Below are 24,615 nucleotides of genomic sequence, written 5' to 3' on the forward strand. Positions count from 1 at the left end.
TTTACCCGCCATATCGGCAAACACGGGGAGTCAAATCCGGCGCCCTCCCCCGAGATATCAGGCACCGAGGCTTCGCCTTACCGGGTTGAGACGAAACCAGATGACCTCTCTTCAGCAGTTAAAGCCGCACCCGTGCAACGCAATACGGCTTTTTTATTGGCTCCGTCAGGGCAGAAAGGGATGACGGATGCAGATACCAGGCATCCATATCAGTGCCATGAAAAATATTCACCGACTTCCTGACATCAGCACACGGCCAGGGGGCAGCAGTTCCTCCGCAGCTTCTGTTGCAGCAGGTGCGCAACGCGCTGGCCGCTCAACGTTCTAGTGGACCAGCAAATCATTGAGGAAACGCCTCGCGCGCGGATGCTGCGGCGCGGTGAAGAATTTATCCGGCTCGGCCTTTTCCAGTATTTGTCCCTGATCCATAAACCAGATCGTATCGGCGACGTCACGGGCAAAATTCATTTCATGGGTCACGCACATCATGGTCATCCCTTCCTGCGCCAGCCCGCGCATCACGCTCAGCACCTCGCCGACCATCTCCGGATCGAGTGCGGAAGTCGGTTCATCAAACAACATGACCGGCGGCTTCATCGCCAGCGCCCGGGCAATCGCCACCCGCTGCTGCTGGCCACCGGAAAGCTGCGCCGGGTAAACGTCGGCCTTGTGCGACAGCCCCACCCGCTCCAGCAGCTCCCCGGCATGACGCCGGGCTTCGGCGCGCTTCTCGCCGAGCACTTTCACCGGCGACATCATAATATTCTCCAGCACCGAAACGTGCGGAAACAGGTTAAAACTCTGGAAGACGAAGCCGATTCGCGTTCGCAGCTGGTTCAGCCGGGTGCTTGAGCCATGAATATCGACGCCGTCAAACAGGATCTGCCCCTGTTCGATGGGCTCAAGACGGTTGACCGTCCGGATTAGCGTCGATTTCCCCGATCCGGAAGGACCGCACACCACCACCACTTCACCGCTTTTGATTTCGGCGCTGACGTCGGTCAGGGCCTGATATTCCCCGTACCATTTATTCACCTGATTGAACAGAATCATCGGTCGCATGGTTGCTCCTTATTGAGTTTGTGATGACGACGGGTCGAGAACCAGCGCCGTGACCGGCTTTCCCGTGGCGGACTGCGCGCCTTGCCTCCTGCTGGCGATACGCAGCTCCAGGCGATTGGCCAGCCACGTCAGGCTAAAGTTAATGATGTAATAGCTCAGCGCCACGATGGCAAAGACCTGGAACGGTTTCGTCAGCAGCTGGTTACTGACCTGGTTAGCCGCATAGGTCAGCTCCGGCACGTTAATCACGTAGCCGAGGGTGCTATCCTTGATAATTGACACCAGCTGGCTGACCAGACTCGGCAGCGTGTTGTACAGCGCCTGCGGCAGAATCACCAGGCGCAGCGCCCGGATGTGCCCCATTCCCAGCGCGCGGGAGGCTTCATATTGCCCCGAGGGCAGCGCCTGGATCCCGCCGCGCACGATTTCAGCGATATAGGTGCTCTCGTAGATGATCAGCGTACACAGCATGGTGCTGAAGCCGCTGATGTTGTGGCCAATCAGCAGCGGCACGCAGAAATAGGTCCAGAACACCACCATCATCAGCGGGATACCGCGCAGCAGATAGATCCAGCAGGTTACCGGCCAGCTCAGCCAGCGCCACGGCGAGAGGCGAGCGAGGCATAGCAGCACGCCGACCGGGAAAGCGAACAGGACCGCCAGCAGCGACACCAGCAAGGTACACAGCACGCCGCCCAGCGGACCATCGGGATACTGTCCCATCAGCAACAGCAGGCCGTTATCGTGCAGAATCGTGAAAAAATCAAACATACAGATTACCTCGCATACGCGCGCTGAAAGCGGCGGGCCAGCAGCGCCCCCATCCCCATCAGCAGCAAAGAGAAGGCCAGGTAGCCTACCGTCGCCACCGTATAAGCTTCGAAGGTGCGGAAGGTCTGGTTTTCAATATCGCGCGTCACGTAAGTCAGTTCGGCGACGCCAATGACCATGGCAAGGCTGGTATTCTTAAACAGCAGCACGGTGTGGTTAATCACCGACGGCAGCGCGTTACGGATCCCTTGCGGCAGAATCACCAGCCGCATGGCGCGCAAATACCCCATTCCCAGCGCCCTCGCCGCCTCATTCTGCCCTGCGGGGATGGCACGCAGGCCGCTGCGGATGTCTTCAGAGAAGTAGGCCGCCTGGCACAGTCCCAGCGCGACCAACGAGAACAAAAACTCCGCATTCATCTCGTTAACCCACATCTGCAGCGACTCGGGCAGCAGCGTCGGAATCGCGAAGTACCACATCATCAGCTGAATAAGCGTCGGTACGTTGCGGTGGTAGGAGACATACGCCGCCACCAACAGCTGCGCGAAGCGCTTGTTGCTCAGGCGGATCATCACCAGCACCAGCGCAATAAACATGGCCAGCAGCCATGCACCCAACGCCAGTTCCAGAGTGACGACGGTGCCATCAATAATCATCTGGCCGTAGTGGCCAGTCATCACGTTACTGAAGTCGAGTGCCATATACCCTCCTCGTTTGCCGTCATTCAGGACTCACGGTCGCCGGGACGCATCGTGGATAGCCCACCGGGTACCTGCAGCGTCGGGGTGATCTCAATATTGCCGATGTTGACCGCCACCGGCGCGGCGAGCGCGAAAGCCACGCAGTCGGCGATGTCTTTTGCTTCCGGCAGCTCGAAACCCTCGATAAAGCGACGACGCGCCTCTTCGTGATCGCCGGAAACGTTGCCGAAAATCTCCGTCGCCACCCGCCCCGGGCAAATTTCGGTAATTCGCACCCGCTTGCCGTAGCAATCGACGCGCAGCTGGCGCGACAGCGCGTGTACTCCCGCTTTGGTGGCGTGATAGATAGAGTTGCCATTGAAGTTATAAATCGCGGCGATGGAGGTGATATTAATGACGTGGCCGCAGTCGCGCGCCACCATTCCCGGGACCAGCAGCCGGCACAGGTGCAGTACGGCGCGCAGGTTGACATCCACCTGGGTGTTGATCCAGTCGGCCTCGGCATCGAGAATCGATCCCGGATGAGAGACGCCGGCGTTGTTCACCAGAATATCGACCTGCAGATCGCGGCACAGCTCGGTCAGCGCCGACAGATCGCCGACGTCGACGGCGTGGGGAATGCAGCCGGTTCTGTCCGCCAGCGCGGCCAGCTGTTCATGGCGACGCGCGACCGCGTGGACCACAATCCCTTCCTGACAAAGGCGTTCGACAATCGCTTCACCCATTCCGGCGGAAGCGCCGGTCACCAGGGCCACTTTATAATCTGAAAATGGCATATGTGCCTCTCCTGTTGCGGCAGAGCGATCTGCCTTTGACGTTGTTTTTCTGACTGTATGCAGTTATGTCCAATGGGGATAAGACATAAATAGTGTGGCCCGATAAGGGGTCCTTATAACTTCGCGGAAGCGGCATCCGCAGGCAGCAGCAGCGCGATCTCGCTGCCGTACTCCAGCCGGTTCCCCGAAGTCGCGACAAGGCTTTTGAGCGTCCCGGCCACCGGGCTGCGCACCGGCAAATAGAGCGCCCCGACCTGCACCAGCGCGAGGATATCGTCCGGCTCAACGCGCTGCCCCTCGCTGACGAACGCCTCCCCATGGCTGGGGTGGCTCAGCAGCAGGCGTCCCGGCATCGGGGAACACACCGGCAGCAGAGGGGGTTCGGTCGCCGCCGGCAGAGGCGGCGGTTCAGCCATCGTTTTGCCGCCGGGATAGCGCAGGCGAACCGACCAGTCCGCGCCGCGCCACTCAAGCTCCCGTAGTCCGGCGTTATGCATCTTCTGCGCCAGCTGGCGCACGTCCTCAAAAGCTATCAGTTCTTTTTCCATCATGATTCCATCGCGCTAAGGTCAGATCACGGCAGCGCCGCGCGCCAGAGTAGTGACTCTAGCGCGGGTATCGGGCGGGTTGATAAGAGGGTTTCGCTTTGAGGCAATAAGGGGGACTTATTATCCCACCAGGGTTAGCGGCCGGTTGTCCTCGGTCCGCTGCGCCATCAGGGAGAGCAAAATCCCCTTCACCGCCTCCGCGGGCTGCGAAAGCGGCAGATGGTCGGACATACAGAACGAGAGCGAGGTGAGCACATTGGGTTCGACAATTCTCGCCATCCAGGCATTGGCGGGCTGGAGCATGGTGCGCGCCGCGGATTCCGGCATGATGGTGCCGCCGAGCTCCGCCGCCAGCGCGGCGTTAAGCGTGGTCTGCGATTCAATCTCGCACTTCACCCGGTAGCTCAGTCCAGCCTGGGTAAAGGCGTCGTCCGCGGCTTTACGCATAATGTTATAAATGCGCGGCAGGAACAGATCGTAGCGGGCGACCTCCGCCAGGGCGATTTCACGCCGGGGCGCCCCCAGCGCGTGCGGGCAGACGAAAAAGAGTTCCTCTTTCATCAGCGGCAGAAAACGCAAACCGTGAATATCGCGGTCGCCATAAATCACCGCCATATCCATTCGCCCGCTCATGATTAATTCGCTGAGGGTGGTGCCAAAGTTTTCATTGAAATAGAGCACGATCCCTGGATGCTGGCGCTGCACTTCGGTGAGCAGCGGGATCGCCAGCAGCTGGGCCGCGGTGCCAGGCGCCAGGCCGACGGAAACCTGGCCGCTCAGGGCCTGTCCCGCGCCGTCGATGGCGCTCTGCGCCTGCGCGCACTGGCGTAGAATCGCCTGGGCGTGGGTATAGAGAATTTTCCCGGCATCGGTCGGCGTAACCCCGCGTTTGGTGCGAATCAAGAGCTGCTGATCGACCTCACCTTCCAGCGTCGCCAGCTGCTGGCTGAGCGCCGGCTGGGCGATATGCAGAATGTCAGCGGCCTGCGTCAGGCTCCCGACGTCGACGATTTTGATGAAATATTTCAGGCGGCGAAGATTCATAATAGCGGTCCCAATCAATACGCATCTCTGATGACAAGCAAGATCGGTGCCACAACCTAAAAGCCCCGCAGGCCGCCAATCGCGCCACCCGTTCGGGCAAACCGCTCTTCAACGCGCCGCGTTTGCACCGTAGGGGTGCACCGGCGCATAGGCGCGGCCCCGTTCGTCGGCCGGTCGGCACGGGCCTTTCCCGTCAGTCATCGCATTGCGTTATGTCCCCACAACAAAGCGCTATTAGCTCGCCGCCTTTGCCCCCCTCTATGCTGGTTGACGTGTATTGCCCCCCGCTCGCCGCTCGCGGCGGATCGTTCTGCGCCGCGTGCGGGTTTGCTGACCTTATAACCAGGAACCGCAGCCTCATGCCTGATATCGCCGATCGTCTCAAAAATGTTACCGTCTCCGCCTCCGTCGCCATGACGCAAAAAGCGCGCGATCTCGCCGCGCAGGGAATCGACGTCGTCGGTCTCTCTACCGGCGAACCGGACTTCCCCACGCCGCCTCACGTGATCGATGCCGCCTATGCCGCGGCGTGCGCCGGAGATACCCGCTACCCGCCGACGGACGGCACCCCCTCGCTGCGCGCCGCCATTCAGCGCAAGTTCCTGCGCGATAATGAACTGCGCTACGACATCAGCCAGATCCTGACCGCCGGCGGCGCCCGACAGATTATCTTCAACGCCATGATGGCGACCATTAACCCCGGTGATGAAGTGATCATCCCCATGCCGTCGTGGATCAGCTACGCCGACATCGTTAAATTCGCCGGCGGAACGCCGGTTGCGGTGCCCTGTCATGAAGAGTACGGCTTTAAACCGCTGCCGCAGGACGTCGAAGCGGCGATCACGCCGAAGACCAAATGGCTGCTGCTGAACTATCCCAGCAATCCGACCGGCTCCGTCGCCACGCATGCCGAGCTCCTGGCGCTAGGCGAAATGCTGCTGCGTCATCCGCAGCTCTGGATCATGACCGACGACATTTATGAGCATCTCCTGTATGACGGCGTGAAATTCTGGACGCTGGCGCAGGTAGAGCCCCGGCTGTACGATCGCGTATTGACGGTGAACGGCGTCTCGAAAGCCTATTCAATGACCGGCTGGCGGCTGGGTTTTTGCGGCGGCCCACTGACGCTGATTAAGGCGATGAGCAACGTCAATACGCAAAACAGCGGCGGCGTGGCGACCCTGGCGCAGGCGGGATCCGTCGCTGCGCTTGATGGCCCGCAGGATCTGCTGGCGGAACGCGCGGAAATCTATCGCCAGCGCCGCGATTACGTGCTTGAGCGCCTTGCCGGTATTCCCGGCCTGCGCTGCCATAAGCCGCAGGGGGCCTTCTATCTGTTCGTCAACATCGCGGAATTTATCGGTAAAACCAGCGCCGGCGGGCGTTTTATCGCCAGCGACGCCGATTTTGTGATGGCGCTTATCGAAGAGCAACACGTGGTGACGGTACAGGGGGCGGCCTACGGCATGAGCCCCTATTTCCGCCTTTCTTACGCCACCAGTATGGAACGCCTGCAAACCGGCTGCGATCGTCTTGCAGCCTTCTGCGCGGGTTGCCGTTAAGCTGCAGCGCGCAGATTGTGCGCGCTGAGCGGAGTGAAATGCCTGCCTGGCGTCTGACCGGCAGGCATTTTTTTTATCCCGCCGGCGGGCGACGGGTTCACTTCATGCCTGACGGGAAGGAAAATCGGTTTTGGCTGGATGAGGGCTGGAGTTCCACGGTGAAGGGAGAGCAGACGGTGGCGAGGAGCGCGGCGTGCGCCCCTCGCCACCGGGGAAATGCTTTACTGCGCCAGCACCTCCGCCGCCGGCGCAACCGTCGCGCCGCAGGCTTCAATCTCGCTGCGAACCAGCGTCGCCAGCGCCAGCGAGCCAGGGGTATCGCTATGAACCAGGATCGAACGCGCGCGTACCGGCAGCGTATTGCCGCTAAAGGTGGTCACCGTGCCCTGCTGCAGAAACTGACGTACTCTGGCGCGCACCGCCGTCTCCTCTTTGATCAGCGAACCGGGAATGCCGCGCGGAACCAGCTGCCCGCGATCGTCGTAGGCCCGGTCAGCGAGAAACAGCGTCAGCGTCGGCAGCCCCGCGGCCTGCGCCGCCCGTTCAATGATAGTGTCCGGCTGGCAGAAAATAATCAGTTGCGAATCGATCCGGGCGACGGTCTGCATCACCTGCAACGCCAGGGCGTCGTCACGGTTAATCATATTGCCCATCGCCGCGTGAAAGCTCAGGTGGGCGACGCGGGTGCCCTCGGCGCGGGCAATGGCCGAGAGCGCGCCAAGCTGATATACCACCTGCTGGCAGATCTCATCTGCGGAGAACGCCATCTCTTTGCGCCCGAAGCCCTGGCGATCCGGCAGGCCGGGATGGGCCCCGATACCCACGCCGCGCGCCTTCGCCAGGCGCACCATCCGGGTCATGATTGCCGGATCCCCCGCGTGAAAACCGCAGGCGATGTTAGCGGAAGAGACCCTGTCCATTAGCGCCGAATCATCACATAACTGATAGACGCCAAAACCTTCTCCCATATCGGAGTTCACATCAATTTTCATGCTGAGTTCCTTATAAACCGACAACCCTGGTCAGCGGCGCTACGCTGACGCGCAAACGCTGCAGCCAGCGTTCAATCGCCTGCCGCACCGCGATGGCGGTACGCGTATCGCCCTGTACCAGTTGAATTGACTGACCCGCCTGCAGCTGGCCCAGACGCCAGAGGTCCTCTTCAATCACGCAGGCAATTTTGGGATAACCTCCCGCGGTGTTGGCATCGCTCAGCTGGATAATCGGTTCGCCGGCCGGCGGAACCTGTACGATGCCCGGGATCAGGCCGTAGGAGCGCATTTCAACCGTTTCGGCGGGCAGAATGGGCTCCCCCGCCAGGCGATAACCGGTCCGGTTGCTGTGCAGCGAAATTTTCCACGCCTGGCTCCAGAAGCGCGGCGCATCGGCGGCAAACAGCGGATATTCGCCGGCGGGGATGGCGCGGATCTGCGCATCGCCCTGCGCGTTGCGAGGGAAAAAGGCGCTCAGGGCCACTTCCGGCGGCTCAATGCCGATCCCCGAGGCCGGCAGCGGCGCGCCCTGCCACCGGCCGCACGCCAGCACGTCGCCGCGCTGCAGCGGCCGGCCCTCGAGTCCGCCGAAGCCGCCGCGCAGGGCGGTGCTGCGCGAGCCCAGCACCTGCGGGACATCAATGCCCCCGGCCACGCAGAGATAGCCGCGCGCGCCGCGACGGGGAAAGCGCAGTTCCAGCTGCTGGCCTTTACGTACCGCGCAGCCCCACCACGCCGGTAGCGCTGCGCCGTCAAGCCTTGCCCGGCAGTCGGCGCCGGTGAGCGCGATCCAGGTATCCGCCAGGAAACGCACGCGGAAGGGAAACATCTGCACTTCGATGGCCGCCGCGTTTTCCTCGTTCCCCAGCAGGGTGTTGCCGGCACGCAGCGCCAGCGGGTCCATCGCGCCGCTCACCGAGACGCCAAGGTGGCGCCACGCCGGGCGGCCTAAATCCTGGATCGTATTTAGCGATGCGCTTTGTTCAATCTCAATCACAGTTCGACCCTCTCAGGCAGAAAACGGATGATATCGCCTGGCGCCATCAGCGCAGGAATGGCGGCATGGGGATTGAATACCTCAATTTCCGCGTAGCCGATCGCGTTCCAGCCGTTCGGCCCGGTCAGCACCGAGACGCCCGCCTGCGGCCCGCCGATGGTGACCGTCCCCTTAAGCATATTCAGCGAAGGCACCTTTTTACGCGGCGTCGCCAGGCGCGGATCCAGACCGTGCAAATAGCCGAACCCCGGCGCGCTGCCAAGCGCGACCACGGTATAGATCCCCTGCGAATGACGACGAATGACTTCCCGGGCGGAAAACCCGGTATGGCGACATACCGCCTCCAGATCGGTGGCGTGTTCGCCACCGTAGCACACCGGGATATCAATCTGTCGCCCTTCGACGTTGAGCGCCTGCGTCGCCAGCCAGCACTCGCGCAGACGGCGCGCCACCCCGGTCGGCTCCTCCGGCGTATCGCGTAGCAGCACCAGTAAATTGGTCACGCCGGGGATCAAGGACTCCACCTCCGGCCACTGCTGCAGGGTCTGCGCCAAAGACCAGATGCGCCGCTGCGCCGGCAGGTCGAAGGCGCCGGGCGCTTCGATAAGCCAGGCCCGGCTACCCATCATGGAGATCCGCGCCGGGGCGCCGGCGTGAAGCTCAATGCGGCGCTCGGGTAACAAGGTTTTCGATGTCGGCGTCATACTTATTCCAGCGGTTCAAACGTGAGGCTGGATAACGGTTGTACCCGTTCTTCGCGGACCATTTTGTATTCGGTGTTCGGTCCAATCCAGGTATTCCAGATCTTGTCGATCGTCCCGTTGTCATCCATCGCCTTCAGGCTTTCATTGACGCTGGTCAGCAGCTGCGGTTCGCCCTGCTTCATCCCCACGCCGATAGGTTCAAGCGCCATCGGCTCCTTAATCATCGCCAGATTGATGCCGTCCTTTTTCGCCTGGCCGATCATCTTGATACCGGTCATCGTGTTGGTGACGAAGCCCAGCGCTTTATTCTGCTCAAGGGCGAGGAAGGCCGACGCGGCGTCCTGGAAGGTGACCGGTTTGCCGCCCTTCAGCACGATGGATTGTTCAGAGGTGGTCCCCTTGGTGGCGCTGATGCGCTTGCCTTTAAAATCGGCGAGGGTTTTATCGGCGTTCGCCTCTTTTACCAGCAGCATCTCTTTCGCGACATAGTAAGGGTCGCTGAACTGAATCTGGCGGCCGCGCGTTTTGGTATAGGCAAGGTTGGCGATCAGCACGTCGGCTCGCCCGGTAGCGATGACGGCGATACGCGCTTCCACGGAAGTGGGAACCAGCTGCGCCTTGACCCCCATCTGTTTCGCCAGCGCGTGACAGAGTTCAACGTCCATCCCGACCAGCTGACGGGTTTTCGGATCCGGGGCCGAAAACGGCGGCACATCGGAATAGACCGCGCACTTCAGCTCGCCGCGTGCATGAATATCCGCCAGCATGTCGGCGCGCGCGGCGCCGGACGCCGCGACCAGCGTCAAAGCCAGCGCTAAACCCGCATTTCGCTTCAGTTTCATTATTGTTTCCCTCGGTCTGGATAAAAGAGTACCGACGTCTGCGAAGAGGCTCCCCGTTCCGCCGGTATGGCTAACCACTTATCGCGACTATATCGACATTGCTTGCGCAACGGGTAAGAGGGAAACGCTGTCGGGAGATAGGCGATTTATATGACGGCGCCGGCGCCCAGAGATAAGCAAACATTATCCTGACAGAACGAAATTATCTTATCTGCCGGCCCTTCGCGCCCTCTACTGTAACGCCATGCGCGACATCCACCTCGCGTCCCTCCGCGACCGTTAACCAAAGGTAGTCACATGAATGCCCGACTTGGGATTTATCTAAAAATACTCTCCGCGCTGTGCGCGACGTTAATGCTGGCCTGCGTCAAAGGATTACAGGGGGCGATTCCCACCGGCGAAGTGATTTTCTTCCGCTCCTTTATCGCCATGTTCCCCCTGCTCATCTGGTTAAAAATTCAGGGCAACGTGCTGGCCAGTATTAAGACCAAAAATATTTTCGGCCACCTGATTCGCGGCTTTTCCGGTACCGGCGGGATGTACTTCAACTATCTGGCGCTGGTGTCGATCTCCCTCGCCGACGCCACCGCCCTGAGCTACGCCGCCCCGCTCTTCACCGTCATCATGGCGGCCTTGCTGCTGAAAGAGCGGGTGCGTTTTTCCCGCTGGCTGGGGGTGATTGTCGGTTTTTCCGGCATCCTGTTTATGCTCTCCGCCAGCTTAACCGCCCGCGGCTCTCTGTTCGCCGGCGGCCAGCTGCAGTCCGGGATGGCTCTCGGCGTCGCGTTCGCCCTGCTGGCCGCGCTCTGCACCGCCACCTCCAACATTCAGATCCGTTTTCTCAACGGCATTGAAAAACCCGGCGCCATCGTCTTTTACTTCTCGCTGATGACCACCCTGATTGGCCTGGCAACCAGCCTGTTCGGCTGGACGCGGCCAACGCCGGGCCAGCTTCTGTTGCTGGTGGGCTGCGGTTTCTTCGGCGGCATGGCGCAGATTCTGGTCACGCTAAGCCTGCGTTTTACCGACGCCTCGCTGCTGGCGCCGTTTGACTACACCACCCTGGTCTGGTCGATGGTGATTGGCTACCTGTTCTTAAACAGCCTGCCCGGTTCGTCAACGCTGATCGGCGCCGGGATCGTGGCGCTGGCGGGGATCTTCACCCTGTGGTGCGACCAGCGGCAGCGGCGGGCGCATATCGCGCGCGCCTCTTCCTGAGTTTGCTGATACCCATGGCCCCGCGCGGGCAGCGCAGGGCTTGTCCGCTCTCCGCGCCTCAGGAGTACAGCCCGCGGTCTTGACTCGCCAGCAGAATCCGTTCGCAGGCCAGGGCCCAGGCGGCGGTACGCAGGGGAATAGCCAGGGCCTGCGCTTTCAGCCAGACGCTTTCGATGGCGTGGCGCATAATGGTATCCAGCCGCGCATCGATCTCCTCTTCGCTCCAGAAGAAGCTGGAGAAATCCTGCACCCATTCGAAATAGCTGACCGTCACCCCGCCGGCGTTGGCAATCACGTCGGGAACCAGCACGATCCCCCGCTCAGCCAGCACATCGTCGGCCTCCGGCAGCGTCGGGCCGTTGGCCCCCTCCAGAATGAGGCGACAGCGCAGACCGGCGGCGCGCTCCGCGCTAATCTGCCCCTCCAGCGCTGCCGGAATCAGTATCTCGTAGCCGAGACTCCAGAAAGCCTCGTCCGCCACGCTATCGGCGCCCGGGAAACCGGCTATTGTGCCGTGAGCCTGCTGCCACGCCTGCAGCGCCGGAATATCGAGGCCGTCGTGCTGATACAGCGTCGCGCGATGATCCTGTACGGCCACCACCCGCGCGCCGGCGGCATGAAACAGCCCGGCGCTGACGCTCCCCACGTTGCCAAACCCCTGCACGGCGACCCGGCTTTGCGCCACGCACAGCCCCAGCTTTTCCGCGATGTGGCAGCCGGTGATAAACACGCCGCGCCCGGTGGCCTGCACCCGCCCCAGCGAGCCGCCGAGGTGGACCGGTTTCCCCGTCACCACGCCGGTCGCGGCGATTCCGGCATGACGCGACCAGGTATCCATCATCCAGGCCATGACCTGGGCGTTGGTGCCGACGTCCGGCGCCGGAATATCCTGCCGGGGACCGATCACCCGGCTGATTTCACAAGTGTAGCGGCGGGTCAACCGCTCCAGCTCTCTGTCGGATAGCGCCGTCGGGTCGACGCGTACGCCGCCTTTCGCCCCGCCGAACGGCAGATTGAGCGCCGCGCATTTCACGGTCATCCACGCCGCCAGCGCCATCACCTCCTGCAGACTGACGTCGGGGTGATAGCGCACGCCTCCCTTGCCGGGTCCGCGGGAGAGATTATGCTGAACGCGATAGCCTTCAAAATGGCGAATCGTCCCGTCGTCCATTTCCAGCGGAACATCGACAATCAGCGCCCGTTCCGGGTGACGCAGGGTATCGGCCCAGCGATTAAGATCGCCGGGCAGCGGCAGGACGCGTTCCACCTGGGCGAGATAGATAGCCCAGGCGCAATGGCTCTCACCCGTCACATAAGAGAGTGCAGACACAACTTACCTCCGGTTTTCCAGTAGTGATATTGATAGCGATAAATGAAGAAAGCCGCCCGGAGGCGGCTTTGCGGCGAAGTTCAGCGACTGAGCTCCAGTTTCTTTTCCAGATAATGGATGTTGCTGCCGCCGGCGCGAAAATGGTCATCAGCCATGATCCGCCGCTGCAGCTCAACGTTGGTTTTGATGCCGTCGATCGCCAGCTCGTTCAGGGCATGTTCCATCCGCGCAATGGCCTCATTCCGGCTATCGCCGATGACGATCAGTTTGCCAATCATCGAGTCGTAGTACGGCGGGACGCAGTAGCCCGCGTAGATATGCGATTCCCAGCGTACGCCAAAGCCACCAGGCGCATGAAAACGGGTAATTTTTCCGGGGCTGGGCATGAAGGTGCGTGGGTCTTCGGCATTAATCCGGCATTCAATCGCGTGACCGCGTATGCGCACCTGCTGCTGGCTGATAGAGAGCGGCAGTCCGGCGGCAATCCTCAACTGCTCTTTAATCAGGTCAACGCCGGTGATCATTTCCGTCACCGGATGCTCCACCTGAATGCGGGTATTCATTTCGATAAAGTAAAACTGGCCCTGCTCATAGAGAAATTCGAAGGTACCGGCGCCGCGATAGCCGATGTCCAGACAGGCTTTGGCGCAGCGCTCGCCGATAGCCTGGCGGATCTCGGCGGTGATCCCCGGCGCCGGAGCCTCCTCCACCACCTTCTGGTGGCGCCGCTGCATTGAACAATCGCGTTCGGCAAGATAAATCGCCTGCCCTTGCCCATCGGCCAGCACCTGGATTTCAATATGGCGCGGATTCTCCAGATACTTCTCCATGTAGACCATATCGTTGTTGAACGCCGCTTTCGCTTCGGCGCGCGTCATATCGATGGCCTGCGCCAGCTCTTTCTCCTGCCGGACGACCCGCATCCCGCGCCCGCCGCCGCCGCCGCCGCCGGAGGCCTTGACGATGATCGGGTAACCGATCCCGGCCGCCAGCCGGCGATTCTTCTCCCGGTCATCGTCCAGCGGGCCGTCCGATCCCGGCACGCACGGCACCCCGGCTTGCTTCATCGCCTGAATGGCCGAGACCTTGTCCCCCATCAGACGAATGGTGTCCGCTTTCGGGCCGATAAACACGAACCCTGAGCGCTCCACCTGTTCGGCAAAGTCGGCATTTTCCGCCAGAAAACCGTAACCTGGATGGATGGCCGCCGCGCCCGTCACTTCAGCGGCCGAAATCACCGCCGGAATATTGAGATAGCTTTTGGCGGACGGCGGCGGGCCAATGCAGACGCTTTCATCGGCCAGCAGCACATGTTTTAACTCACGGTCGGCGGTAGAGTGAACCGCCACCGAGCGAATGTTAAGCTCCCGGCAGGCGCGCAGAATACGCAGCGCGATTTCGCCGCGATTGGCAATCACAATTTTGTCCAGCATGGCGTCCCCCTATTCAATCACCATCAGCGGCTGGTCGAACTCAACCGGCTGACCATCGGTGGCCAGAATCGCTTTGACGATCCCGCTGTTATCCGCCGCGATCTGATTCATCATCTTCATCGCTTCAACGATACACAGAGTATCGCCGGCGTTGACCTGCTGACCGACAACCACAAATGGCGGCGCACCGGGCCCCGGTGAGAGATAAAAGGTTCCCACCATCGGGGACAGCGTGACGTGTTCCGGCGCTGGGCCCGGCGCGATAACCGGCGCCTGCACAGCCGGAATCGGCATGGCCGGCTGCGGTTGAACGACGGCCGCAGGTTCGGCGGATGGCCCGACCATAGTCGGGCTGGTGATGACGCGGCTGATGCGCACGGAGCTGGCGCCTTCGGCAATTTCCAGTTCGCCAATGCCGGAGGCTTCGACTAAGGCGATCAATTTTTCAATGCTGGCAATATCCATAAGTAACGGGTTCCGCAGAAATTGGAAGTGATATACCCGATCGCGCAATCAGTGGTGGTGCAGTTATAGCAGAGCCAGCGGGCGGTATTTCATAGGAACTTCAGGTGGCGGGATAAGAAAATAGTAAGGTATCGAACAGACTACACGAAGCAAAGGCTACAGATTCGTCACCCGATTATGGCTGCCCGGAAAGCATGTTTAGTCAATAAGCGGATGTCGTCGAAGATGTGCTGAAATAGCGATGAAGGGGTCATATTGCCTGACAGGCATCACTTAAAACACGACATGTTTCCCAGGCCAGAAGAGCCGGAGTCATACCTGGAAAAGCCCGGTATGCTTTTCTACTGTCAACAAAGCAGCCGCTCCTGCCATCGGCAGGGAAATCTCCCGTTGGTACAAACTACCTTCGGCGGCGCGGCTGAAATAGCGCTCCGCCGCCCGCTCCCCGACAACGCGCCAGAATGGATGCCTCGCGGAGTCAGCCGTGTATGTCGCACCTCTTTTCGCTGCGCTCACCGGCCGCAGCGAGATGCAGTAAAGCGCTCTGGAAAGAGGCATTAAACATCGGTCCGTGCGTGAGCCCAGGATAATGCCAGTAGGTCGCGGCCAGCCCGTTAGCGCTCAGGGCGGATACCGTCTTGCGCAACCTGCTCAGCACCTCGGTCGCGGCGGCGGCGGCGCTTCTTCCCGACGGATCGTCGCCCTCCATCAGATAGAGCTGCTTGTGACAGCCCCCCTGTTGATTAAGCGATGCCATTCTTTCCAGCAGGACGAAATTGTCTCTACCCAGCGAAGGGCTGGCCGCGTAATAAAAGTGGAAAAAAGAGGAGGTTAACCAGCTGTCCAGCACAAACAGCCCGCCGAAGGAGTGTCCCCAGATGCCCCGTTTATCGGGGTCGATGTTAATGTTTTTTTCGACCGTTGGCGCGATGCGCCCTTCCAGCAGCTGGCGGAACGTCGCGCTGCCGCCCCCCTCGCGCGCATAATGTCCGACGGCAACGGCCCCGCGCTGCTGCTGCGCCACGGGCGTATAGTCGTAGGCTCTGGCGTGGGTGTCGAAGGGCAGCGGCGTCTGGTAGCCAATCGCCACGATCACCGGCGGCGTTTTTTGGGTCAGTTGTTTCAGTAGATCTTCCGACAAACGGTCCATCAGCGCATTACCATCCAGCATATACAGCACCGGATAGCCCGATGGCGGCGGCGATCTGTCCGGTACGCCGGTCCAGACCCGGTAGTGTCTTTTGCCATCCGCAGAGTCAAACTGATGCACGCTGAAGTGATAAACCGCAGATCCGCGATCGGCAATATTCGGCCCCAGCGGCTTCATATCCGGTTTCGCCGCGCTTTTTCCGGCGTACAGCAGCGCCATACAGGAGAGCATGCAAAACGCCGTGATGCGCTGAACTCTGTTTCGGGACGGATGATCCTTCCCCTGTTGATACTCTCTCTTCACCTGTTTTTCCCGTATCACTCTGGCGGATAAGCCTTATTCACATAGCGCCATGATGATAATGGTTAGCAATATCATTTTCAATTAGACAAAAAATGACGGCACAGGCGCGCGTGGCACTCGACACGACGTATTGTATCGCCGGTCTTTTTTATTCATTATGCGGCCCATTATCTCCCCCGCCTTTGAGCGTCGGGAGCGGCAACAGAGAGAAACATCGATGATCGATGAAAGTCGTAAAATTCAGTCCGTAGAACGGGCGATGAATCTCCTTGAGATCATCGCTGAGCTGGGTGGCGATGCCCGATTAGTCGATCTGGCCCGCCGGTCGGAACTGCATAAAAGCACGATATACGGGTTGCTGAACACTTTAGCAGCAATGGGGTATATCACCCGTAACGGCACCCGCTACTCGCTGGGTCTACGCTTAAGAACCATTGCTCAGACGCTGATTGATGCCGATCAGGATGTGAAATCCTTTTTCGCCCCCTTGCTACAATACGCGGCGGAGATCAGCGGCGAGGAGTGTTATCTGGCGGTGCCGTGCGGAACGCGCGAATACCTCTACCTGGACGCCATCGATGCTAACGGCCCTCTACCGGTATTCAGCGCGCGTGGTCGCAGAGAAGGCATGACCACCTCAGCCATCGGCAAGGTGCTCCTCGCGGATAAAGCGGAAATTATTCGCAGCCTGCGCCGGGCGGGCGTGTTGTCCGCAGAGCTGGAAAAGGAGCTGCAGGCGATTATCCGTCAGGGCTATGCCGTTGATCTCGAAGAAGCCGAATGCGGATTGCACTGCCTGGCGCTACCGCTACGTCAACACGGGAAAATTGTCGCCGCGCTGGGTATTTCCGGCCCCTCTCAGCGCCTGAGCACAGAGCGAATCAGCCATCTCGTCACACAATTGATGCGGTGGAAAGTTTGACATTATCAAACAATAAGCGGATATCTCCCGCTCCTGTTTCTTCACCCCGGTAGTTCTGGAATCATCAAAACACCTGTTAAAACGAGGAGTTTTGAAAATGAAATTAGAGCAACTTTCCCGGGATGTTATTTTACGCGCCTCAACCCTGGCCCGTGAGCGAGGTTTTTCGGTTTCAATTTGCGTCGTCGACGATTCAGGCCTGCTGCGTCAGTTCCTGCGTATGGACGGGGCGGTTGCCGGAACCATTGACGTGTCGATCAAGAAAGCGCGAACCGCCGCCTTGTTCGGCGTCGACAGCATTGACCTTGGCGAACACGCCCAGCCCGGCGGGGCCATCTACAGTCTGGAACACACCAACGGCGGATTAATCAGCTTTGGCGGCGGTGTGGTATTACATGATACGAATGGCGACATCCTGGGCGCCGTCGGTGTCGCTGGCGCCACGGTTGAACAGGATCAGTCTATCGCCCAGGCCGCTGCAGGTGAACGATGAGTCAGAAAACGCCAATACATCCGGGGATTTGGGCCCTGGCGGTGACCTCTTTTGCCATTGGCGTAGCGGAGTTCATTGTTGTCGGGGTTCTTCCGGCCATCGCGCGAGATCTTCACGTCTCTTTGGCCGCGGCGGGTAAACTGGTCGGACTCTATGCGCTCGCGCTGGCGATTGGCACGCCGCTGGCGGTGCTGGGTCTGGCGCGGTTAGCGCGTAAAACGGTGCTGTTGAGCCTGATAACGCTGTTCCTGGCCGGTAATATCCTCTCCTCGCTGGCGGACAGCTACCCGCTGCTGCTGGCAGGCCGGGCCATCACTGCGGTGGCGCACGGCAGTTTCTTTGCCATCGGCGCGACCGTGGCCAGCCGCCTCGCGCCACCGGGGCAAGGCGGACGCGCGATTGCCCTGATGTTTTCCGGCCTGACGTTAGCCATGGTGATCGGCGTGCCGCTAGGCAGCCTGATCGGTAACAGCGTCGGGTGGCGGCTGCCGTTTTACGCTGTCGCCGGGCTGGCCGTGATGGCGTGGGTCGCCACGGCAATCTGGGTACCCCGGCTGGCCGTGCCTGAGGCGGGTAAAACCGTCACGCAACTCGCGGCGTTACTGCGGCCGGAAACTCTGGCCATGATGGCGATAACCATCACCGGCTTTGGCGCCAGCTTTGCCGCGTTCACGTTTATTACGCCGATCCTGACCGACATCAGCGGCTTTTCATCGCAAACCGCGAGTTTACTGCTGATTATTTTTGGCATCGCCACGCTCATCGGGAATCAACTCGGCGGCAAATTGACGGTGACCCAGGGCTGGACACCCGCATTACGCCGGATGCTATTGCTGCTGGCAGTCACCCTCATGTTACTGGCCGTGGCGTTACCCTGGCGCCTGCCGATGATGGTCCTGTTATTCCTGTGGGGAGTGCTGGCGTTCGGAATGTCGCCGGCTTTTCAGGCCGGCATGCTGAGCACCGCTGAACGCTGGACGCCAAAAGCCGTCGATTTTGCTTCGGCCTTAAATATTGCGGCGTTTAATTTGGGGATAACCCTCGGTGAAACGCTGGGCAGCGCTATCGTGGCGAAGGGGCTGATGGCGATGACGCCCTTAGCCGGAGTACTCCTGGCGACGATAGCTCAGCTTCCGCTGTACTGGTTAAGTACCCGATTGACCCGGGATGTGCGCCGCGCCCATCAGGCGTAGGCCGCTGCTTTTTCCGCGTTCCCCTGCTGCCGGTAACGGCGTGACTGGTGGTTAATGAAATGTGATCCACGATCAAAAGTAACTAACAAGTTGGTTACTTTTGAATATCAGTGAACTATGGTACTGCGAACTCGTTACTCAGATAACAGGCGTATATCATGGCAAGAACAATCACGTTAAAACACTATCTCAGCTACGGCTCAGGGGATTTTTTTGGTATGGGAACGACGGCACTCACCGGTGCCTGGCTGCTGTTCTTTTATACCAACTTCTGTCACCTGAGCGCGGTTGAAGCCGCATCCATTTTCGCCATTGCGCGCGTCTTCGATGCCATCGCCAGTCCATTAATGGGCTATATTACCGACAACTTCGGCCACACTTTTCTGGGGAAAAAGTTTGGTCGCCGCAAATTCTTTATTTTGTCAGGTATCCCCGCCGTCTTTTCCTACTGTTTTATCTGGGTCAGCGATATGGGTTACCTCTATTACCTGTTGACCTATCTTGTCTTCGAACTGGTCTACAGCATGGTTCTGGTGCCGTATGAAACCCTGGTTCCGGAAATGACCGATGACTTCAAAAAGAAGACCCGCTTCTCAGGGGCGAGAATCTCTTTTGCCCAGCTGTCGTACATCATCACGGCCTACCTGCCGGCCCTGTTTTTTAGCTGGTATGGAAAAGATAACCCCCACGCCTTCTTTTATGCCGGACTGGTGATTGCCATCCTCTGCGCCATCGCCCTGACCCTGGTGTATTGCAATACGTGGGAACGAGAGCGCAGCGTTGACCAGCAGGCACCGCCTGCCGCGTCCGGATCTTTACTCAGGCGTTTTTTCAGCGATGCGCTCTCCACCCTGAAAGTTAAGGCCTTCCGCACCCATCTTGGGATGTACCTCGGCGGGTTTATCGCCCAGGACGTATTTAATGCCGTTTTCACCTACTACGTCATATATGTCCTGTTCCAGACCGCCACCGTCTCCTCCGAATTACTCGGCATCATGTCCATCATGCAGCTGGTCGCCGTGCTCTGCATGATCCCACTGTGTATTCACTGGGGGCCAGCCCCGGCCTATCGTCTGGCGGTGGTCTTTTTTGCGCTTGCCTGCCTGACCTACGGTTTTTTATGGCTCGGGGATTTTACCCATCTTGCCGTATTGATGCTGGTCTCGGCGGTGGCGGGCTTCGGTCGCGGCGGCATTAACTATATCCCGTGGAATACCTACACCTATATGGCCGACGTCGACGAGGCGATCACCGGTCTGCGGCGCGAAGGTATTTTCGCCGGCGTCATGACCATGACGCGTAAGGCATCGCAGGCAATAGCGGTGATGCTCGTCGGCGTTCTGCTGCAGCTGGCGCATTTTAATCCCGGGCAGCCGCAGCAGCCGGAGTCGGTGCATTACGTTATCCTGGCCGTACTCAGTCTCGGCACCACGCTGCTACTGATTGCCGGTTACCTGGCGTCACGTCGCTTTACGCTGAATATCAAAACGCATGCGGTACTGCGCGAGGAGTGCGACAGAATGCGCCTCGCCGGCGGGCCATTCGCCCCCGCAAACCCGCAAAACCAGCGTATTCTCGAGGAGATTACCGGTCTGCGTTATCAGGAACTGTGGGGGAATAACTCGATTTCACGTCTTAGCCGCCGGCCGGACGCTGACACGGTCACATGGTCCAAATAAACAATAACGGGGAAGGCGCTACTCGCCTTCCCCGTCAGATAGCGCGTTGTAACCCGGCTTACAAGGTTACAACGCGATAATTGGCACTTTTTAATTCGGCTATCTGCTGCATGTGGATATGGGAGAGGGTGAAATCGAGGATCGCGAAGTTCTCAGCAATTCTCTGCGGATCGGAGGACATGGTATTTGACTGCACGCCCGACTGTAAAATCCAGCGCAAAATAATTTGCGCCGGCGTACGGGCATAATATTCCGCCAGACGGTGAATAAGCCCGTATTTAAGCACTTCCCCCCGGGCTATTGAACAGTATGAGGAGAGCGGGATTTGCGTAGCGACCGCGGCCAGCAATAAGTCGCTTTGATCCAGCAGCGGATGGAACTCCACCTGATTGACAACCAGCGGCGTGGCAATAACTTCACGTGCCCTGACCATCTGCTGGGGAGAGAAATTACTTAAGCCGATACATTGCGTCAGCCCCTGCCGCTGCGCCTGTTCCAGCAAACGCAGCGTGGCGCTGAAGTCCTGCTTTGGCGGACTATGCAGCAACAACACATCCACCTGTTCAACATTCAATGCCGCCAGGCTTTGCGCCACCGAAGCCATAAACCGGTCGGCGGGGTAATTCGCCGGCAGCACTTTGGTGGTAATACAAAGTTCGCTGCGAGCGACGGGATGATGACGCAGGACTTGCCCAATCTCCCGTTCATTTTCGTACATCTGCGCGGTATCAATCGCCCGATAGCCCACGTTCAGCGCCTGTTCGAGGGCCGTCATTAATCTCTCTGCGCGCAGTTTATAGGTGCCAAAACCGCGGATAAATTCAGGCCGATAAAGAATATTCATGTTTTTTCCCTCAACGGAGGACGCAGGTGACAACCCGATTGGCTCGCCGCCAGATGCCATAGCGAGGCAATATTGAACGCCGTCGACTCCAGCAGAGCAGCGGCTTCGCGCAGCGCGCGCTCGTAGGAGATAATGCCGGGAACCAGCGAAAACGCCGAATTGAGTCCGATCGCGTACAGCGCTTCATAACCACTGCCGAGCGACCCGGCCAGCGCAATACTTGGGCAACCGTGGGCATGCGCACGGCCGATCACCCCGGCAGGTCCCTTACCGCTGCTGGTCTGGGCGTCAAGCCGCCCTTCGCCGGTAATCACCAGATCGGCCTCGCGCACCTGCTCATCAAAATTCAGCGTGTTAAGCACAAGATCGATGCCGCTGGACATTTCAGCACCCAGTATCCCCTGCAGCGTGGCGCCCATGCCGCCGGCCGCACCGCCGCCCTTGAGGCTGGCGATATCCGTTCCGGAGCGGGCGCTGAGAACGCGGGCGACCCGGGCGAGGTTGTTTTCAATCCTCAGCGCCGTGTGCGCGGTCACCCCTTTTTGCGGACCAAAAACCGCAGTAGCGCCCTGCTCGCCGAGCAGCGTATTGTTCACATCGCAGGCCAGCTGAAGCGTTACCCCGGCTAATCGCGGATCGAGACCGGCGCACTCAATCTCAGTCAGTTCATCGAGTCCCGCAGCGCCCCACGAGACTTCGTCTCCGCTGGCGGTGGTACAGCGACAGCCCAGCGCCTGCAGCATGCCAATCCCGCCCTCATTGGTGGCGCTGCCCCCCAGACCAATAATAATTTTGTCGACGCCTCGGTCCAACGCCGCCTTAATGAGCTCTCCGACCCCATAGCTGGTCGCGATTAGCGGGTCCCGGTCTTGCGGCGCCACCCACTGCAAACCGCAGGCGGCGGCCACTTCAATGACCGCCGTTTTCCCATCCCCCAGCAGGCCAAAAAAACCGTTCACCGGCCTCCCCATCGGCCCGGTGACCGGTACGAAAATCAGCTGTCCGGCGGTGGCATTAATCAGCGCGTCAACCGTGCCTTCGCCGCCATCGGCGATCGGCAGTTTTACATATTGCGCATCAGGCAGCGCTCTGCGCAGACCCCGTTCGATAGCATCCGCCACCGCGCTGGCGGAGAGGCTCTCCTTGAAGGAGTCCGGGGCAATAATTATTTTCATCGCATTTACCTGCTTAAATCAGAAACGGGGAACCAGCATGCCGCCATCGGCGCTAATCACCTGACCGGTTAAATAGGGCATTCCCCCGCTGGCGAGGGTGGTCACGATGGTGCCTATCTGCGCGGGAGTCCCCAGCTCCGGCAACAGGGTTAAGCCTTCATCGACGCGCTGTTGATACATGGCCAGCGAAGGCTGGGTCATTTCGGTGACAATCAGCCCCGGCTGGATATCAAAAACCTGCACTCCGGCCTGCGCGAGACGCGCGGCAAACAATTTCGCCACCATCGCAGCCCCGGCTTTCGACACGCAATACTCTCCACGATTGATAGAGGCCGCGGAGGCGTTCGAAGAAGAGACCACGATCAGGCTGTAGTGCAGTTCTGGCAAGCAGGTGCGGGCGAGCAGGCGTCTGGCAAATGCCTGACAGAGGAAGAACGTAGCGCGGGCGTTAATCGCCTGGCAGCGATCGTAGCTTTCCGGCGTCACGTCGAGGAGATCGCCGCGGCTGGTCACCGAGACACCGGCGTTATTCACGAACGTCGTCAACGGCCCGAGCGCATTTTCCGCCCGCGCCAGCATCCTGTCGTGCAGGCTGATATCCGCCACATCCCCGGGGATCGCGACCGCTTTCACCCCCCACCCTTCTAGTCGCGCGACCGATGCCTGTAGCGTGGCGGAATCCTGATAATCATTCAGCGCAATATCAAAACCGGCCTGCGCCAGCTTCGCAGCAATCTCAAAACCAATGCCGCGAGCCCCGCCGGTGATAAACGCAACCTGTCGTGTTTTAACCGTCATTTTTTCGTCCCATTGTTGGTTGAGCATACGCCGAAATCATAGCGACGCCTCTCGCCACTTGTAAATAAATAGTTACTTACAAATATCAAATATGCGATCCAGGTAGACACCGGAGTTGAGGGGCTGATCGCCAACAAAATCTTTGTGACTGATCTCCCAAACGCAAGCAAAACACCGCCCGCAGAGACAGAGCAACAAAATCAATATAAATCATATAGATAATATTCATTCTCTGGCAAAAGACCGGCTCACGGGCACTGACGCATTTGCCAATAACGCATTCATAAATAATCATTAAAAACAAATAATTAGATAATTTCCTGCCAGATAAAAACGCCAGGCAAACGACCTACCTTCCCCTTCATTGCCAATTACTTTCGTGGATGATACATCCTCAACTTGTAAGTAATTAGTTATTTACATGTTACGTGTTTTATCACCAGAAACGATTCTCCATGTGAACCGAAAAGACAGGAAATATCGCTATGTCATTTATTAAAAAATTCGTTGAAAAAAGCGTGATTAGCCGACGTGAATTCCTGCTGAAAAGCGCCCTTGGCATCGGCGGCATGGCTGCGCTCCCGCTTATCAGCCCACTCTCGAAAGCCATGGCTGCCGAAGGGGGGAATTTCACTCTGGCCTGGGGCTACCGCGATCCTGATAACTCCTACTGGAACGCGATAGCCGCCGGCGGGCAATCTTATGCGAAGAGTCAAAACTCGCCGATGGTGAGTCTGATTAACGGCGGCAATAACGAGAAGGTACTCTCTGATATCAAAGCCCTGCTCTCGAAAACCGAAGGGAAACTGGCGATCGGCTGCGATCCGAACGATGCCCCTAACGCCCGGGCGGTGGTGACCGCCTGTCAGCAACGCGGGGCGTTTATTACCACCATCTGGAACAAAACCGAGGATCTGCATCCGTGGGATTTTGGCGACAACTACGTCGCCCATATCAGCTGGTCTGATTTCGAACCGGCGCAACAGTGCGCGCAGCTGCTGTTTGACGCGATGGGCAAAAAAGGCGGGATTGTCGGGCTGGGCGGCATCGCCTCTAACGTCCCGGCGATTGAACGCAAAGCGGGGTTGATGCACAAGCTGAAGGAGAATCCGGATATCAAACTGCTGGACTGGCAAGATGCGGACTGGAGTACTTCAAAAGCCAACGACATGATGTCGACGATGCTCACCCGCTTCGGGGATGATATCAAAGGCATTTTCTCTTCCAACGACAGCATGACTCTCGGCATTATTGAGGCGCTGCGCGCTGAAGGCCTCGCAGGGCAGATTCCGATCGTCTCCTACGACGGTACCCCGGATGCCGTTAAGCTGTGCATCAGCGGTGAAATACTCTGCACCGTCAGCACTGACCCCTACTGGGCTGGCGGCATCGCGCTATCCCTGGCGCACCATGCGGCTATCGGCAGCTTCAAACCTTCCGCCGAACCGCATGAGCATCGCGAATTTTATGGCCCGACGATCATGATAACCAAAGACGATGCGCAGAAGTGGTATCAGGAAAATATCGTCAATACGCCGGTAGTCGACTGGAACAATTTCTGGCAGGCGTCGAAAGGCCCCATTCAGTATCGCAAATTATAGTATCCCCCCTTC

24 protein-coding genes are annotated in these 24,615 nt (G+C 59.3%); 7 read left to right on the top strand and 17 right to left on the bottom strand.

What is annotated here, in order from left to right:
* Positions 1-324: 324 nt before the first annotated feature.
* From BV390_RS01560 to nac, 6 genes are all read right to left on the bottom strand, one after another.
* On the bottom strand, positions 325-1,062 hold the full coding sequence (locus BV390_RS01560; RefSeq protein WP_032686850.1) for an amino acid ABC transporter ATP-binding protein: 738 nt from the start codon (positions 1,060-1,062) through the stop codon (positions 325-327).
* Positions 1,063-1,071: 9 nt separating this feature from the next.
* Complete coding sequence (locus tag BV390_RS01565; RefSeq protein WP_032699237.1) at positions 1,072-1,833, bottom strand: amino acid ABC transporter permease; 762 nt, start codon at positions 1,831-1,833, stop codon at positions 1,072-1,074.
* A gap of 5 nt (positions 1,834-1,838) precedes the next feature.
* The gene (locus BV390_RS01570; protein WP_032686848.1) at positions 1,839-2,534 is read right to left on the bottom strand and encodes an amino acid ABC transporter permease; all 696 of its coding nucleotides are present in this window, start codon (positions 2,532-2,534) and stop codon (positions 1,839-1,841) included.
* A gap of 23 nt (positions 2,535-2,557) precedes the next feature.
* A complete protein-coding gene (locus tag BV390_RS01575; RefSeq protein WP_032686847.1) occupies positions 2,558-3,310 on the bottom strand; it encodes an SDR family oxidoreductase in 753 nt (250 codons plus the stop codon).
* 113 nt (positions 3,311-3,423) lie between these two features.
* On the bottom strand, positions 3,424-3,861 hold the full coding sequence (locus BV390_RS01580; protein ID WP_223849389.1) for an acetyl-CoA carboxylase biotin carboxyl carrier protein: 438 nt from the start codon (positions 3,859-3,861) through the stop codon (positions 3,424-3,426).
* Between the two features lie 117 nt (positions 3,862-3,978).
* Positions 3,979-4,902: a nitrogen assimilation transcriptional regulator NAC gene (nac, locus tag BV390_RS01585; protein WP_032687315.1), complete on the bottom strand. Its 924-nt coding sequence runs from the start codon at positions 4,900-4,902 to the stop codon at positions 3,979-3,981.
* Positions 4,903-5,261: 359 nt separating this feature from the next.
* On the opposite strand from nac, the gene BV390_RS01590 reads away from it, so the two are divergent.
* Positions 5,262-6,464 (top strand): pyridoxal phosphate-dependent aminotransferase, encoded by a 1,203-nt coding sequence (locus BV390_RS01590; RefSeq protein WP_085396433.1) that lies wholly within the window; start codon positions 5,262-5,264, stop codon positions 6,462-6,464.
* A 221-nt stretch (positions 6,465-6,685) separates the two neighbouring features.
* Here BV390_RS01590 and BV390_RS01595 read toward each other — a convergent pair whose 3' ends face one another.
* From BV390_RS01595 to BV390_RS01610, 4 genes are read right to left on the bottom strand one after another with little or no spacing between them, the layout of a single operon-like run.
* Positions 6,686-7,456 carry a 5-oxoprolinase subunit PxpA gene (locus BV390_RS01595; protein ID WP_032686844.1) on the bottom strand — a complete coding sequence of 257 codons (771 nt, stop codon included), beginning with the start codon at positions 7,454-7,456 and terminating at the stop codon, positions 6,686-6,688.
* 10 nt (positions 7,457-7,466) lie between these two features.
* The gene (locus BV390_RS01600; protein ID WP_032686843.1) at positions 7,467-8,453 is read right to left on the bottom strand and encodes a 5-oxoprolinase subunit C family protein; all 987 of its coding nucleotides are present in this window, start codon (positions 8,451-8,453) and stop codon (positions 7,467-7,469) included.
* Complete coding sequence (gene pxpB / locus BV390_RS01605) at positions 8,450-9,157, bottom strand: 5-oxoprolinase subunit PxpB (protein WP_139155971.1); 708 nt, start codon at positions 9,155-9,157, stop codon at positions 8,450-8,452. Before pxpB ends, BV390_RS01600 begins: the two co-directional genes overlap by 4 nt.
* A gap of 2 nt (positions 9,158-9,159) precedes the next feature.
* The gene (locus BV390_RS01610) at positions 9,160-9,999 is read right to left on the bottom strand and encodes an ABC transporter substrate-binding protein (protein ID WP_032695344.1); all 840 of its coding nucleotides are present in this window, start codon (positions 9,997-9,999) and stop codon (positions 9,160-9,162) included.
* A 297-nt stretch (positions 10,000-10,296) separates the two neighbouring features.
* On the opposite strand from BV390_RS01610, the gene BV390_RS01615 reads away from it, so the two are divergent.
* Positions 10,297-11,217, top strand: coding sequence for a DMT family transporter (locus BV390_RS01615; protein ID WP_032686841.1), 921 nt, complete (start codon positions 10,297-10,299; stop codon positions 11,215-11,217).
* 58 nt (positions 11,218-11,275) lie between these two features.
* On the opposite strand, the gene BV390_RS01620 is transcribed toward BV390_RS01615, so the two are convergent.
* From BV390_RS01620 to BV390_RS01635, 4 genes are all read right to left on the bottom strand, one after another.
* Positions 11,276-12,547 carry a Glu/Leu/Phe/Val family dehydrogenase gene (locus BV390_RS01620; RefSeq protein WP_032686840.1) on the bottom strand — a complete coding sequence of 424 codons (1,272 nt, stop codon included), beginning with the start codon at positions 12,545-12,547 and terminating at the stop codon, positions 11,276-11,278.
* 80 nt (positions 12,548-12,627) lie between these two features.
* On the bottom strand, positions 12,628-13,980 hold the full coding sequence (accC, locus tag BV390_RS01625) for an acetyl-CoA carboxylase biotin carboxylase subunit (RefSeq protein ID WP_085396434.1): 1,353 nt from the start codon (positions 13,978-13,980) through the stop codon (positions 12,628-12,630).
* A 9-nt stretch (positions 13,981-13,989) separates the two neighbouring features.
* The gene (gene accB, locus BV390_RS01630) at positions 13,990-14,445 is read right to left on the bottom strand and encodes an acetyl-CoA carboxylase biotin carboxyl carrier protein (protein WP_085396436.1); all 456 of its coding nucleotides are present in this window, start codon (positions 14,443-14,445) and stop codon (positions 13,990-13,992) included.
* A 478-nt stretch (positions 14,446-14,923) separates the two neighbouring features.
* Complete coding sequence (locus BV390_RS01635) at positions 14,924-15,826, bottom strand: alpha/beta hydrolase (RefSeq protein WP_085396437.1); 903 nt, start codon at positions 15,824-15,826, stop codon at positions 14,924-14,926.
* Between the two features lie 289 nt (positions 15,827-16,115).
* On the opposite strand from BV390_RS01635, the gene BV390_RS01640 reads away from it, so the two are divergent.
* From BV390_RS01640 to BV390_RS01655, 4 genes are all read left to right on the top strand, one after another.
* A complete protein-coding gene (locus BV390_RS01640) occupies positions 16,116-16,820 on the top strand; it encodes an IclR family transcriptional regulator (protein WP_032695349.1) in 705 nt (234 codons plus the stop codon).
* Between the two features lie 97 nt (positions 16,821-16,917).
* On the top strand, positions 16,918-17,313 hold the full coding sequence (locus BV390_RS01645) for a GlcG/HbpS family heme-binding protein (protein ID WP_032686835.1): 396 nt from the start codon (positions 16,918-16,920) through the stop codon (positions 17,311-17,313).
* Complete coding sequence (locus BV390_RS01650; protein ID WP_085396438.1) at positions 17,310-18,506, top strand: MFS transporter; 1,197 nt, start codon at positions 17,310-17,312, stop codon at positions 18,504-18,506. The genes BV390_RS01645 and BV390_RS01650 overlap by 4 nt, the downstream gene beginning before the upstream one ends.
* Before the next feature lie 158 nt (positions 18,507-18,664).
* The gene (locus BV390_RS01655; protein WP_085396439.1) at positions 18,665-20,185 is read left to right on the top strand and encodes an MFS transporter; all 1,521 of its coding nucleotides are present in this window, start codon (positions 18,665-18,667) and stop codon (positions 20,183-20,185) included.
* Between the two features lie 58 nt (positions 20,186-20,243).
* Here the strand turns inward: BV390_RS01655 and BV390_RS01660 are convergent, their stop codons facing one another.
* Genes BV390_RS01660 through BV390_RS01670 form a run of 3 tightly spaced genes read right to left on the bottom strand, consistent with a single transcriptional unit; the run spans position 20,244 to position 23,002 of the window.
* Positions 20,244-21,029 (bottom strand): aldo/keto reductase, encoded by a 786-nt coding sequence (locus BV390_RS01660; RefSeq protein WP_032695352.1) that lies wholly within the window; start codon positions 21,027-21,029, stop codon positions 20,244-20,246.
* The gene (locus BV390_RS01665; protein ID WP_032686831.1) at positions 21,026-22,204 is read right to left on the bottom strand and encodes a glycerate kinase; all 1,179 of its coding nucleotides are present in this window, start codon (positions 22,202-22,204) and stop codon (positions 21,026-21,028) included. The genes BV390_RS01660 and BV390_RS01665 overlap by 4 nt, the downstream gene beginning before the upstream one ends.
* A gap of 18 nt (positions 22,205-22,222) precedes the next feature.
* Positions 22,223-23,002 (bottom strand): 3-ketoacyl-ACP reductase, encoded by a 780-nt coding sequence (locus tag BV390_RS01670; protein ID WP_032687312.1) that lies wholly within the window; start codon positions 23,000-23,002, stop codon positions 22,223-22,225.
* Between the two features lie 485 nt (positions 23,003-23,487).
* Here BV390_RS01670 and BV390_RS01675 point away from each other — a divergent pair, with 485 nt between their 5' ends.
* Positions 23,488-24,603 (top strand): sugar ABC transporter substrate-binding protein, encoded by a 1,116-nt coding sequence (locus BV390_RS01675; protein ID WP_032686830.1) that lies wholly within the window; start codon positions 23,488-23,490, stop codon positions 24,601-24,603.
* Positions 24,604-24,615: the final 12 nt, after the last annotated feature.

It is taken from the genome of Klebsiella sp. YJ (assembly GCF_002108615.1).
Classification (GTDB): domain Bacteria; phylum Pseudomonadota; class Gammaproteobacteria; order Enterobacterales; family Enterobacteriaceae; genus Klebsiella; species Klebsiella planticola.

Excerpts from the sequence above, each read along its gene's own strand:
- BV390_RS01565 (WP_032699237.1), bottom strand. The coding sequence starts at position 1,833 with ATGTTTGATTTTTTCACGATTCTGCACGATAACGGCCTGCTGTTGCTG.
- BV390_RS01610 (WP_032695344.1), bottom strand. The coding sequence starts at position 9,999 with ATGAAACTGAAGCGAAATGCGGGTTTAGCGCTGGCTTTGACGCTGGTC.
- BV390_RS01570 (WP_032686848.1), bottom strand. The coding sequence starts at position 2,534 with ATGGCACTCGACTTCAGTAACGTGATGACTGGCCACTACGGCCAGATG.
- BV390_RS01660 (WP_032695352.1), bottom strand. The coding sequence starts at position 21,029 with ATGAATATTCTTTATCGGCCTGAATTTATCCGCGGTTTTGGCACCTAT.
- nac (WP_032687315.1), bottom strand. The coding sequence starts at position 4,902 with ATGAATCTTCGCCGCCTGAAATATTTCATCAAAATCGTCGACGTCGGG.
- BV390_RS01640 (WP_032695349.1), top strand. The coding sequence starts at position 16,116 with ATGATCGATGAAAGTCGTAAAATTCAGTCCGTAGAACGGGCGATGAAT.
- accB (WP_085396436.1), bottom strand. The coding sequence starts at position 14,445 with ATGGATATTGCCAGCATTGAAAAATTGATCGCCTTAGTCGAAGCCTCC.
- BV390_RS01675 (WP_032686830.1), top strand. The coding sequence starts at position 23,488 with ATGTCATTTATTAAAAAATTCGTTGAAAAAAGCGTGATTAGCCGACGT.
- BV390_RS01670 (WP_032687312.1), bottom strand. The coding sequence starts at position 23,002 with ATGACGGTTAAAACACGACAGGTTGCGTTTATCACCGGCGGGGCTCGC.
- BV390_RS01645 (WP_032686835.1), top strand. The coding sequence starts at position 16,918 with ATGAAATTAGAGCAACTTTCCCGGGATGTTATTTTACGCGCCTCAACC.
- BV390_RS01575 (WP_032686847.1), bottom strand. The coding sequence starts at position 3,310 with ATGCCATTTTCAGATTATAAAGTGGCCCTGGTGACCGGCGCTTCCGCC.
- BV390_RS01650 (WP_085396438.1), top strand. The coding sequence starts at position 17,310 with ATGAGTCAGAAAACGCCAATACATCCGGGGATTTGGGCCCTGGCGGTG.
- BV390_RS01560 (WP_032686850.1), bottom strand. The coding sequence starts at position 1,062 with ATGCGACCGATGATTCTGTTCAATCAGGTGAATAAATGGTACGGGGAA.
- BV390_RS01590 (WP_085396433.1), top strand. The coding sequence starts at position 5,262 with ATGCCTGATATCGCCGATCGTCTCAAAAATGTTACCGTCTCCGCCTCC.
- BV390_RS01665 (WP_032686831.1), bottom strand. The coding sequence starts at position 22,204 with ATGAAAATAATTATTGCCCCGGACTCCTTCAAGGAGAGCCTCTCCGCC.
- BV390_RS01580 (WP_223849389.1), bottom strand. The coding sequence starts at position 3,861 with ATGATGGAAAAAGAACTGATAGCTTTTGAGGACGTGCGCCAGCTGGCG.
- BV390_RS01595 (WP_032686844.1), bottom strand. The coding sequence starts at position 7,456 with ATGAAAATTGATGTGAACTCCGATATGGGAGAAGGTTTTGGCGTCTAT.
- accC (WP_085396434.1), bottom strand. The coding sequence starts at position 13,980 with ATGCTGGACAAAATTGTGATTGCCAATCGCGGCGAAATCGCGCTGCGT.
- pxpB (WP_139155971.1), bottom strand. The coding sequence starts at position 9,157 with ATGACGCCGACATCGAAAACCTTGTTACCCGAGCGCCGCATTGAGCTT.
- BV390_RS01655 (WP_085396439.1), top strand. The coding sequence starts at position 18,665 with ATGGCAAGAACAATCACGTTAAAACACTATCTCAGCTACGGCTCAGGG.
- BV390_RS01635 (WP_085396437.1), bottom strand. The coding sequence starts at position 15,826 with ATGCTCTCCTGTATGGCGCTGCTGTACGCCGGAAAAAGCGCGGCGAAA.
- BV390_RS01615 (WP_032686841.1), top strand. The coding sequence starts at position 10,297 with ATGAATGCCCGACTTGGGATTTATCTAAAAATACTCTCCGCGCTGTGC.